At 63.9% G+C, this 12,028-nt stretch carries 8 protein-coding genes; 5 read left to right on the plus strand and 3 right to left on the minus strand.

Annotated elements, in window-relative coordinates; genetic code table 11:
- Nucleotides 1-33: 33 nt before the first annotated feature.
- Both glnA and ltrA read left to right on the plus strand, forming a co-directional pair.
- Nucleotides 34-1,443, plus strand: a complete 1,410-nt coding sequence (glnA, locus tag ACE10X_RS23890; RefSeq protein WP_028333940.1) for a type I glutamate--ammonia ligase — start codon at nt 34-36, stop codon at nt 1,441-1,443.
- 477 nt (nt 1,444-1,920) lie between these two features.
- The gene (ltrA, locus tag ACE10X_RS23895) at nt 1,921-3,297 is read left to right on the plus strand and encodes a group II intron reverse transcriptase/maturase (protein ID WP_375762961.1); all 1,377 of its coding nucleotides are present in this window, start codon (nt 1,921-1,923) and stop codon (nt 3,295-3,297) included.
- Between the two features lie 200 nt (nt 3,298-3,497).
- On the opposite strand, the gene ACE10X_RS23900 is transcribed toward ltrA, so the two are convergent.
- Nucleotides 3,498-3,761 (minus strand): tautomerase family protein, encoded by a 264-nt coding sequence (locus tag ACE10X_RS23900; protein ID WP_038385458.1) that lies wholly within the window; start codon nt 3,759-3,761, stop codon nt 3,498-3,500.
- A gap of 152 nt (nt 3,762-3,913) precedes the next feature.
- Between ACE10X_RS23900 and ACE10X_RS23905 the strand changes: the two genes are divergently transcribed.
- Together ACE10X_RS23905 and ACE10X_RS23910 are read left to right on the plus strand one after the other, a co-directional pair.
- Entirely contained in the window at nt 3,914-4,891 is a 978-nt protein-coding gene (locus ACE10X_RS23905; RefSeq protein ID WP_038385457.1) for a GlxA family transcriptional regulator, read from the plus strand.
- Nucleotides 4,892-5,075: 184 nt separating this feature from the next.
- Entirely contained in the window at nt 5,076-6,305 is a 1,230-nt protein-coding gene (locus tag ACE10X_RS23910) for an ABC transporter substrate-binding protein (RefSeq protein ID WP_375762962.1), read from the plus strand.
- 195 nt (nt 6,306-6,500) lie between these two features.
- On the opposite strand, the gene ACE10X_RS23915 is transcribed toward ACE10X_RS23910, so the two are convergent.
- Both ACE10X_RS23915 and ACE10X_RS23920 read right to left on the minus strand, forming a co-directional pair.
- Entirely contained in the window at nt 6,501-7,568 is a 1,068-nt protein-coding gene (locus ACE10X_RS23915; RefSeq protein WP_375762963.1) for an ABC transporter substrate-binding protein, read from the minus strand.
- Between the two features lie 176 nt (nt 7,569-7,744).
- Nucleotides 7,745-10,018 (minus strand): PAS domain S-box protein, encoded by a 2,274-nt coding sequence (locus ACE10X_RS23920; RefSeq protein WP_375762964.1) that lies wholly within the window; start codon nt 10,016-10,018, stop codon nt 7,745-7,747.
- A 786-nt stretch (nt 10,019-10,804) separates the two neighbouring features.
- On the opposite strand from ACE10X_RS23920, the gene ACE10X_RS23925 reads away from it, so the two are divergent.
- The gene (locus ACE10X_RS23925) at nt 10,805-11,593 is read left to right on the plus strand and encodes a hypothetical protein (RefSeq protein ID WP_038385454.1); all 789 of its coding nucleotides are present in this window, start codon (nt 10,805-10,807) and stop codon (nt 11,591-11,593) included.
- The last annotated feature ends 435 nt before the right edge of the window (nt 11,594-12,028 follow it).

Here is a 12,028-nt window from a genome sequence, read left to right on the forward strand (position 1 = left end):
GGAAACCGACCCGCACATCCATAAGGGGTATTCATGAAGACCGCCAAAGACGTCCTGAAATCGATCAAGGACAACGACGTCAAATACGTCGACCTGCGCTTCACCGATCCGCGCGGCAAGTGGCAGCACGTCACCTTCGACGTCAGCATGATCGACGATGACATCTTCGCCGAGGGAACGATGTTCGACGGCTCGTCGATCGCCGGCTGGAAGGCGATCAATGAATCCGACATGTGCCTGATGCCCGACCCGGTCACCGCGACGATCGACCCGTTCTTCGCCGAGACCACCATGGTCATCACCTGCGACGTGCTCGAGCCGACCACCGGCGAGCCCTACAACCGCGACCCCCGCGGCATCGCCAAGAAGGCCGAGGCGATGGTGAAGTCGATGGGCGTGGGCGACACCGTGTTCGTCGGCCCCGAGGCCGAGTTCTTCGTGTTCGACGACGTGCGCTATTCGGCCGAACCCTACAACACCGGCTTCCGCCTCGACTCCTCCGAGCTGCCGATCAACTCGGCGACCGAATATGAGGGCGGCAACCTCGGCCACCGCATCCGCACCAAGGCCGGCTACTTCCCGGTGCCGCCGCAGGACTCGGTGCAGGACATGCGCTCCGAGATGCTCGGCGCGATGGCCAAGATGGGCGTCAAGGTCGAGAAGCATCACCACGAAGTCGCTTCCGCCCAGCACGAGCTCGGCATGAAGTTCGACACGCTGACGCTGATGGCCGACCATATGCAGATCTACAAGTACTGCATCCACCAGGTCGCCCACATCTACGGCAAAACCGCTACCTTCATGCCGAAGCCGGTCTATGGCGACAACGGCTCGGGCATGCACGTCCACCAGTCGATCTGGAAGGACGGCAAGCCAACCTTCGCCGGCAACAAATACGCCGACCTGTCGGAGACCTGCCTGCACTACATCGGCGGCGTCATCAAGCACGCCAAGGCGATCAACGCCTTCACCAACCCGTCGACCAACTCCTACAAACGTCTGGTCCCGGGCTATGAAGCCCCCGTGCTGCTCGCCTATTCCGCGCGCAACCGCTCGGCGGCCTGCCGCATCCCCTACACGGCGAACCCGAAGGCCAAGCGCGTCGAGGTGCGTTTCCCCGACCCGATGGCCAACCCCTATCTCGGCTTCGCCGCGATGCTGATGGCCGGTCTTGACGGCATCAAGAACAAGATCGATCCGGGTCCGGCGATGGACAAGGACCTCTACGATCTGCCGAAGGAAGAGCTGAAGCAGATCCCGACCGTCTGCGGCTCGCTGCGCGAGGCGCTCGAGAGCCTCGACAAGGACCGCGCGTTCCTCAAGAACGGCGGCGTGTTCGACGACGACTTCATCGACGCCTATATCGAGCTGAAGATGACCGAGGTCGCGCGTTTCGAAATGACCCCGCACCCGGTCGAATTCGAGATGTACTACTCGCTGTAAGTTTTTACGGCACCGACGAAATGCGAAAGGCGCTTCCACCGGAAGCGCCTTTTGTTTGTGTGCCGAGTATGAACGACAGCTTGGAGGTGGAAGTCCTCTACCCAGCCTGATGGCGGCGAAGGGTTAGCGAAGCGCAAGGGCATCATCGCGAGGTGGGGTCTGAAGAAAGCGTGGAGCAAAGCCGCGGCCCGATGGACAAGAACCGGATAACGAGGCCTACCCGGCCGGACGAGCGAGCAAACGGTCGCGAAGTCCAAGGTCATCAAGGGTCGGGGTGGTAAATCCGGCGGGCGTGCGGCGAAGGCGGTCGGTCTTACCTCGGGAGGTCTGCGCTGTGTCCCGGCAACGGGACTGAGGTCGTCGCAAGGCGGCCTGACCGCAGCGCAGAAGTCAGCCGAGGGCATAGTAGGCGGCAGCGCGCCGCCGAAGGCCCGAACGGTGGAAGTGGTTAGTAGAGCGGTCGATCTCGCGCGAGCCATGCGGCAGAAGAATCAGGTTGAGCTGAACTCGGACACCGGAGCGAAGGGTGAAGCCCAAAGCGCCGCCGTCCGAGAGACCGAAGCAAGCGCGGCGACGGCCAATCTTGAACGCCCGGCGGTCGCAGGGCTGTCGATGGAAGCAGTGGTCGAGCGTGAGAATCTGAAGAAAGCGTTGGCGCAAGTGAAGCGCAACAAGGGCGCGGCAGGCGTCGATGGGATGACCGTCAACGAACTGCCGGCCCACCTGAAAGAGCACTGGCTCACGATCCGAGCTCAACTGCTTGACGGCACCTACAAGCCGCAGCCGGTGCGGCGGGTCGAGATACCGAAGGCGTCGGGCGGCCTGCGGCCGCTCGGCATCCCGACGGTGCTCGACCGCGTCATCCAGCAGGCGGTGATGCAGGTGCTGCAGGCGGATTGGGATGGGACGTTCTCCGAGACGAGCTTCGGCTTCCGGCCGACCCGCTCGGCGCATCAGGCGGTGGAACGGGCGCAGGCGTATATCGCGTCCGGGCACGCCGTCGTCGTGGACATCGACTTGGAAAAGTTCTTCGACCGGGTCAACCACGACGTCCTGATGGGGCTGGTCGCCAAACGGGTGACTGACAAGCGCCTTCTGAAGCTCATCCGCGGATTCCTGAATGCGGGGGTGATGGAGGGAGGGGTGGTCAGCCCGACGGAAGAGGGCACGCCGCAAGGCGGTCCGCTCTCGCCGCTGTTGTCGAATCTGATGCTGGATGTGCTGGACAAGGAACTGGAGAAGCGCGGCCACCGCTTTGTGCGTTATGCCGATGACTGCAACATCTATGTGCGCAGTCAGCGAGCGGGCGAACGGGTGCTGGCCGGCATCGAGAAGTTCCTCGAAAAGCGCCTCAAGCTCAAGGTCAACAAGGCCAAGAGTGCGGTCGCCAAACCGAGCGTTCGCAAGTTCCTGGGCTTCAGCTTCACCGGCGGGACAGCACCGCGGCGGCGCATTGCGCCGCAGGCGCTCGCCCGCTTCAAGGCGAAAGTTCGGGAGCTGACACGGCGCACGCGCGGCCGAAGCCTTGCGCAGATTGTCAAGGAGTTGTCCGTCTATCTGATCGGATGGCGCGGCTACTTCGGCTTCTGCCAAACCCCGTCGATATTGCGCGACCTTGATCAATGGCTCAGGCGGCGGTTGCGCGCCATCGCCTGGAAGCAGTGGAAGCGCGGAATCACTCGTTTTGCCGAGCTGCGACGCCGCGGCGTCGGCCGGGATCGGGCGGCGCAAACCGCCGGAAGCCCACATGGCCCCTGGCGGCTCGCGAACAGTCCCGCACTCACCATCGCCATGCCAATCGCGTTCTTCAGTTCACTCGGCTTGGCTTCCGTCGCGGCGCTGCAGACCGCATAATCCACTGAACCGCCGGATACGGACCCGTATGTCCGGTGGTGTGGGAGGGGCGGAGCCGCGAGGCCCCCCCTATCCCGATTGCGGGGTGTCGCCGTCGCGCGCGATCCGTAGGATGGGTAGAGCGAAGCGAAACCCATCATCTCGAGGCTTGCACCGGCGCGATGGGTTTCGCTTCGCTCTACCCATCCTACGAAGGGCGGCTACACCTTCGCCTTGGCGAGCCGCCGTCCGCCGGCGTCGAGCGCGCCGAATTTGCCCGCGATCATGTCCGGCGTCGGGATCATCCCGCCGAGCGACCAGTTCGCCGGCTCGCCTTCCTCGATCTTGACCCAGACGTTGCGGCGGAAGTCCGGGTTGCCCTGCCCCTCGATCTCGACCATGAGATCGGTGACGCGCTCCAGCAGCGCCTGCTTCTGCGCGACATCGAAGATGCCGCGGACGGTGGAAATCGTGACGTAAGGCATGGTCTCTCTCCATTGCTGAGGGTGTGACAACGCAGCGAAGATGGACCGGCACGGCCAAATCAGGCAGTGGCCGATCGGACAGAGATCGGGCAATATCTGCCACCGCCGGATCGCGCTGATCGGCTAGCATGACGGCAAATTCCGGAGGTCCCATGAAGCTTGCGATCCTCGCGCTGGAAGGCTGCATGCAATCGGCGGTCGCCGGCATCGCCGACATCCTCACCCTCGCCAACCACGTGATGCAGCTGCGCGGCGGCAAGGCGCGCTTCAGCTGGCAGACGCTCTCGCTCGACGGCAAGGCGGTGCGCGCCGGCGGCGGCAAGTTGCTCGCCGTCGATGGTGCGGTGGGCGGGCGGACGGCGTGCGACGCGATCATCGTGCCAGGCAGCCTGGTCGATCATCTCACCGCCGAGCGCCTGCAACCGCAATATGACCGTGCCGGCGCCTGGCTGCGCCGGCAGCATGCCAGCGGCCGCTTGATCGGCGCGTTCTGCAGCGGCGTGCTGCTGCTCGCCAATGCCGGCCTGCTCGAGGGCCGCCGCGCCACCATCACCTGGTGGCTACAGAGCGAGCTTCGCCGCCGCCATCCCAAGGTCGATCTCGCCGGCGATGCCGTGATCACGCAGGCCGATCGCCTGGTCTGCGCCGCCGGCCCGATGTCGTGGGTCGATCTCCTGCTGCGGCTGATCGAGCTTGTCGAAGGCGCGGAGGTCGCAAAAATTTGCGCCGACTATGCGGTGATCGACACCGCGCAGCGCACCCAGGCGATCTTCATGCCGCTCGGCTACATGCTCGGCCAGGATCCGCTGCTGATCAAGGCGGACATGCTGGTGCGCCGCACCGGCAAGACCCCGATCACGGTGCGCGGCCTCGCACACGCGCTCGGCCTCAGCGAGCGCACGCTGAACCGCCGCTTCCGCGAACTGACCCACGAGCCTCCGCAGGCCTTTATCATGCGCCGCCGCGTCGAGCACGCCCGTACGCTGCTGGAGACCACGGCGCAGCCGATCAAGGCGATCGCCCGCGCCACCGGCTATGAGGACGAGAGCAGCTTTCGAAAAGCCTTCCGCAAGCTCACGCTGACATCGCCGCAGGCCTATCGCGCGCAGCGGTCGATGCGCGCGGCCTGATCGCAGGAAGCCCGGAAGACTACGGTCAGCAACGCTGACGAACCTGATGACGTGCTGCGAACCGCACACAAGGTTGTGTTTCCGGGATCGACAACGCCTGGGCTCGGGTGTTCACTGCCGGCAAGGACCCGAAAAGCGGCCTCCGATAAATCACGCATTCATTTTCTGCATGGGGAGAAACGAGATGTCTTTCGTCGCTCTACGAATGGCGGCGCTTTCGACCGCCATCACCATTCTCGCTGTCTGTGCTGGCGGCGCATTTGCCCAGAAGAAATACGACACCGGCGCAACCGATACTGAAATCAAGATCGGCAACATCATGCCCTATAGCGGGCCGGCATCCGCCTATGGCACCAGCGGCCGGGCCCAAGCGGCCTATTTCCGCAAGATCAACGCCGAGGGCGGCATCAACGGCCGCAAGATCAACTTCATCTCCTACGACGACAGCTACAGTCCGCCGAAGACAGTCGAGCAGGCGCGCAAGCTGGTCGAAGGCGACGAGGTCCTGCTGATCTTCGCCTCTCTCGGCACGGCATCCAACGGCGCGATTCAGAAGTACATGAACGTGAAGAAAGTACCGCAGCTGTTCATTCAGACCGGTGCCACCAAGTGGAACGATCCGCAGAACTTCCCGTGGACCATGGGCTGGCAGCCCAGCTATCAGAGCGAGGGACGGATCTACGCGAAGCACATATTGAAGGAAAAGCCGAACGGCAGGATCGCGGTCCTCTACCAGAACGACGATTATGGAAAGGACTATCTCAAGGGCCTGAAGGACGGCCTCGGCGACAAGGCGGCGTCGATGATCGTCATCGAGGATGCGTATGAGGTGGCCGAGCCGACCATCGACACGCACATCGTCAAGATGAAATCGATGAATGCCGATGTATTCGTCGACATAGCCACACCGAAATTCGCGGCGCAGGCCATCAAGAAGACGGCCGAGATCGGCTGGAAACCGCTGCACATCCTCAACTCGGTCGGCTCCTCCCTCGGCGCCGTGATCCAGCCTGCCGGCTTCGAGAACGCGCAGGGCATCATTTCGGTGGCCTACCTGATGGATCCGCTCGATCCGCAATGGAAGGACGACCCCGGCATGAAGGCGTTCGACGAATATCTCTCCAAATATTTCCCCGAGGGCAATCGGGCCGACGGCCTGATTATGACAGGGTACAATGCCGCCCAGACGCTGGTTCAGGTGTTGAAGCAGTGTGGCGACGATCTCACGCGCGCCAACGTGATGAAACAGGCCGCCAACCTGAAGGCCTTCCGGACCACCAACCTGCTTCCCGGCATCACGATGAACACCAGCCCGATCGATTTCGCGCCGATCAAGCAGATGCAGCTCAGACGACTCAAAGGCGAGCGATGGGAGCTGTTCGGGCCGATGCTCAGCGCGGAAGTGGGCGGTTAGCCGACCGTGGCCCCTCGCTGCACCGCCCGGACTGTCCGAGCGCTATCCGCGTCATTGCGAGGAGCGCAGCGACGAAGCAACGACGCTAATAGCTTTAGATCTGTAGGATGGGTAGAGCGCAGCAAAACCCATCACCCTCGCCCCTTGCACAGGCGATGGGTTTCGCTTCGCTCTACCCATCCTACGCGGGCCGAACTACACCCGGAACAGCTTCGCGTACTTCGCCTTGATCTCCTCGCTCTGCACCTGCACCTGGGCCGGATCGGCTTTCAGCATTTTCAGTTTGTCGAGCGGCACGTGCCCTGCCTTCTCCTTCACCTTGGCGTGAAACGAGCGGTGCGCGAATTCGTCGGCCAGCATCTGCTGGGTCTCGGCGCTGAAGAAATAGCTCTGGAACAGCCGCGCGGCATTCGGGTTCGGCGCGTTCTTGAAGATGCCGCTGGGGACGATGATCAGTGGCGCGCCTTCGGTTGGATAGACCACCTCGACCGGCTTGCCCTGATCCTTGGCCAGCACGAGGTTATAGTCGTTGCCGTCGGCCATCACCGCGCGCTCGCCGAGCAGGATCTTTTTCGGTGGATCGGCCGCCGACTGCACCTGCATCACCCGCTGCTGCGAAAGCTTCTCCAGATACGGCCAGCCGAGATCGCGCGCCAGCACGAAGGTTGCGGTCATGATCGCGCCAGAGTAGCTCGGGTGGCCCTTGACGATCTTGCCGCGCCACTTGGGATCGAGCAGGTCGGCGTAGCTCTTCGGCGCCTCCTCGCGCTTCACCTGGTCGGTGTTGTAGCCGATCACCTCGAACCAGGCGCAGGATGTCGCCGAGGTGCCGTCGGGATCGATCTGGTCGGCCGGAAAATGCCTGGCGACGTCTTCCGGGACATAGGCCGCGAGCCAGTCGTTCTTCTTCCAGTCGAGGTAATGCGCGGGATCGGTGGAATTGGCGACGTCGACGGCGTTGATGCCGCTGCCCTGCTCCTGCGCGATGCGCTGGAAGATGCGCTCCGCGCCGGAGCGCTCGACGCGGACGCTGATCCCGGGATATTTCTGCTCGAAGTCACGCGCGAGGCGCTCGGCCGTGTTCAGTTCCAGCGCGCTGTAGAACGAGATCTTGCCTTCCTTCTTGGCGGCTGCGATCAGCTCCGGCGTCACCGCTTCAGCCGGCGGCGCCGCCGCGCGCAGCGGCTCCGCGAATACCATACCGGCGGCGGTGGCCGCCGTCACCTTGAGCCAGTCGCGCCTCGACCATTTGCGGTCCTGCATTCCATACTCCCTGAAATCGGGCCGTTGACCGGCCGCGCCTTTGTCGCGGGAGCTTAGCGCGTAGGATGGGTAGAGCGAAGCGAAACCCAGCGGCCGCATCAGGGATGATGGGTTTCGTGCAGTTTATCATCAGGCCGTGCGTTGCGGACCCGGTGGCATCCAGGCCGCGCCGCGGTCTACGTCTTCCCCGGCGGATTCTCGCGCAGGAAGCGCTCGAGATCGGGCTGTACCGAGTAAGGCTGTGGAACCGGATCGCCCTGAAAGTCGACCTGAAGATCAAGGCAGCGCCGCAGCATCCGCCCCAGCTCGCCGCGCCGATAGGGCTTGGTGAGCAGCGGAATGCCGTGGCCGCCGCGCCCCTGCTGTGCGGGCAGCACGCCGTCGCTGTAGCCCGACGTGAACAGCACCCGCAGTGCCGGGCGCCCCGCCATCAGTGTCTCCGCCAATTGCCGGCCGTTCATGCTGCCGGGCATCACGATATCGGTGAACAGAAGGTCGAACGCGGTGCCGCGTTTGACGATTTCGAGCGCGGCGTCCGCGTTCGCCGCGACCAGAACGTGGTAGCCGAGGCTTTCGAGCTGGCCCGTGACATAATCCCGGATCGTAGGGTCGTCCTCGACGCACAGGATCGTCTCGTCGCCGCCCCTGACGCGCAGATCGTCCTCCTCCGCCGCGCGCTGTGCGGTGCCGTCGGCCTTCGGCAGATAGATCCTGAAGATGGTGCCGCGCCCCTGCTCGCTCTTGACCTCGATGCCGCCGCCGCTTTGCTTGACGAAGCCAAACACCATGCTGAGCCCGAGCCCGGCGCCCTGCCCGACCTCCTTGGTGGAAAAGAACGGATCGAAGATCTTCTCCAGATGTGTCGGCGAAATGCCGGTGCCGGTATCGGTCACCTCGATCACGAGATGATCGCCGGCGCGCTCGACGCCGCACGCCACGGCGTCGGGAATCCCGAGCTGGATGTTGCGGGTCGCAAAGCTCAGCGTGCCGCCCTCAGGCATGGCATCGCGCGCATTGATGGCGAGATTGACCAGCGCGGCACCAAGCTGGCTGCGGTCGACGAAGGCGAGCCAGGCGTTGCGGCCGAGCTCCGTCCTGATCTCGGTCTGCGAGCCCAGCGTCTGCGACAGCAGCCGGACCACCTCGCCGACCAGGTCGTTGACATCGGTCTCGCCGGGCTGCAGCGGTTGCTTGCGCGCGAATGCCAGGAGGCTCGAGGTGAGCTGCGCGCCGCGATCGGCGGCATCGCTGATCAGCTTGGCGATCGCGGCAAGCTGCGGGTTGTCCTTGACGCCGTCGGCGAGGATCTCGATCGTGCCGGTGATCACGGTCAGCATGTTGTTGAAGTCGTGCGCGATGCCGCCGGTCAACCGCCCCAGCGATTCCGACTTCTGCGCCTGGATCAACTGCTCCTCGGCGATCCGGCGCTGGCTGACGTCCCTGACAAAGGAATTGATGATCCAGCCATCGCCGCGGCGCAGCGCGTTGAGCGACACCTCGACATAGAACCGATGACCGTCGCGGTGCAGGCACGCCGTTTCATAGCGCATGCCCATGCCGCCGGCCGCGGTTTCCTGCAGGAAGCGGGTGATCCGCTGCCGGTGCGCGAGGCGCAGCTCCTCCGGAAACACCAGTTCGACCACCCGATAGCCGACCGCCTCGGACCGCGTCCAGCCGGTCAGTGCCTCGGCCTGCGGGCTCCAGTCGAGAATAAAGCCGTCCTGGTCGGTCTGGACGAAGGCGTCGAGCGCGGTCCTGACGATGGCCTGCGCCATCTGCTCGCTCTCGACCAGCGCCTGGTGTGCCCGCCGCTGCGCGGTGACGTCATGCAGCACGGCGACCGCGCCCCGCAGATTGCCGGTATCGTCGCGCAGCGGCCGCGCGTTGACGACAAGACAGACGGCCGGTTGCGGCGGTTGCGGTTTGACGATCAGCTCGAAATCGTCGACGTCATCGCCGCGCAGCGCACGCGCCATCGGCGTGTCCGTGATCGGCATCACGGTGGTGCCGTCGGCATAATAATTCTGGAAGGTGCGAACGCCGGTCAGGGTATCAAAACCGGGTTCGACGCTGTAAAGCCGTCGCGCCGCGGCGTTGACGATCACGATCATCCCGTGCTCGTCGGCGACCACCACCGGATCGCGGATGCTCTCGACGGTCTTCTCCAGCAGGTGCTGCCTGCTGCCCAATTGGGCCGACAATTCGGCCAGCGTCGCCGCGAGCTGAGCGGTCTCGCCGTCATCGCTTGAGCCGAGCGAGACCTGCTGGCCGCGCGACAGCGCCTCCGCCGCCCGCACCAGCTGGGCGGGCGTCCTGGACAGCGATCTCGCAATCACCTCAGCCGTCATCAATACCACCGCAACCGCGCCACCCGCGAGCAGAATGCCCGGCAAGGTCACGCCATGGATGAAGCCCAGCGCGAGCAGGAGCGCGGCGACGGGAAACATCATCCCCGTCGCCAGTCGGCCCGACAAATTCATCCCGACCAACCCCTCGTGTCGGCTGCACCGAAAATGGAAAAGGAAAAACAGTATTCGGAAAGGGGTCGTCGGCGCCGGAGCAAATATCCCTGTTGCTTAGCCGAGTCCGGCGCAGCAATCCGCCACTTTCGTATCCGTATTAGTACGGAGAAAGACCGATTCCGGCGCGCGCTCGATACCGGAAGAACAGCTGCGGCCTGTCAACCAGCGGGACATCTCGCCAGCAGCGCAACTCAACATACCGAGAATGCGCGTGAGGGCGCCCCGGGGTACATGTCTGGCGCCACGGTCAGGCACCGGCCGAAGGCGCCATGCAGGATGCCGACATGGTCGGTTGCCGAACATGGAGCGCTCCGCATCCCCGCGTTTCAGGTCCAGCCCGCCCTCTCCGGCGCTTGGTGACGCTCTCAACGCCGACTAACGATACCTCGACGTAATGTGCCTCGGCTCCGAGAGGCATCCGATGTTCGCGCTCGATAGCGTGAGGCGGCCGAACAGCACCCCGATCCACGAGCTCCAGCGCTCCATGGCAAGCGGTGTTCCCGATTGCGGACGAACGATATCTCGGTCAAAATCGTCGGGACAGTTCAGGAAGGGTGAGCTGATAAAAGAAGGACGATGTGACGTACAGGCCACATCCTCATCCCTGGGAAGCTTAAGCTGCAAATACCCATCCGGGTCCCGTTGAATGTTAGCGCGCCGAGGAGCGGACCTGCTCTCAAGGCGGGTGACCTTGCATTTGATACGGAGCACAAAATGCATTCCATGCTGGATGACAGGGGCGCGGAAGGGCGGCTCGCGAGCTTGGAAGAGCAGCTTTCGAACCTCGCGCGCGAAGCCGGAGTCACTCCTTCCAACCCACCGACCACCATGAAGGCGTTTCGCGCGCCGCTAGCGACGGTTCATCGATTGGTGGATTGGCGCCACCTGGCTGTTGTCGGTACTGTGTTGGCAGCATGCATTGGTGGCGCTGCTTGGTGGTGGTCGTCACCCGTTGATAAGGCGATGGTGGCCTCCTCCGGCCACCCATCGCCTCCTGCGCAAACCCCGCCGAAAGACGTCGCGCCGAAGGACGTTGCGCCGACTGCCGCCGCACTTTCTTCCGACTTGGCGCAGCAGCTCCAACCGATGGCGCGCGATCTCGCTGCCTTAAGGCAAGCGGTCGAACAGCTTGAGGTGAGGCAAGACCAATTGGTCCGCGACCATAAAAACGTCGCAAGCCAACTCGAGGCGAGCCAAGCAGAAATGGCGCGCAGCAAAGATATCATCGACCAGATCAAGGCGACCCAGGATCAGCTGGCGCGCGAAAGCGAGACCGTCACCGAGCGGCTCAACGCAAGCCAGGAACAGCTGGCCGGTGTCATCGCCAACGCCGCCGAGCCAAAGGTGAGCCCCGAACAGCCAACGGTAACCCCGGAAATACCTCTGCCGCGCCCGCGGCCGTCGGCCAATGTTGCCCAAACGCGCAAACCGGCGCCATCCCCGGCGCGACCGCACGCCACCGCCAAACCGCAACCGTCGGCTTGGCCATGGTCAGTGCGCTAATGCCATAACGTGCTGCTTCCTGCGCGCCATCGACGCGGCGACGGCCCCTACCTGCATTTGCGATCAATGAAGCAACACGAAGAGGCCGCTGGCGCTGGTCAGCGGCCTCCTGAACCTGATCTCAAATGAACGTCTTGGTGGTAAAATCTTTGCCTCAGGTCCGCCATTATTAAACGGGGAATTCGCCACACAGTGAAGTCCCAACAGATGCGATGCTCAACGGAACTCTTGTGACGTTGCGGGGACAACACACTTTGCGTTGGCAACGATCTACTCGCCTGCCGCTCGGCTCGCGCGGATTGGCTCAGGAAAGCCCCGCGTCTTTCACGGCCTCCCGAACCGAGGTGCGACAAGCCGACCCGACGGGCAGACGACGCCACACATCCGGCGTCGTCCCTGCGAAAGCAGGGACCCATAACCACCGACGGTCATTGT

This window comes from Bradyrhizobium sp. Pha-3, from assembly GCF_042258325.1.
Classification (GTDB): domain Bacteria; phylum Pseudomonadota; class Alphaproteobacteria; order Rhizobiales; family Xanthobacteraceae; genus Bradyrhizobium; species Bradyrhizobium elkanii.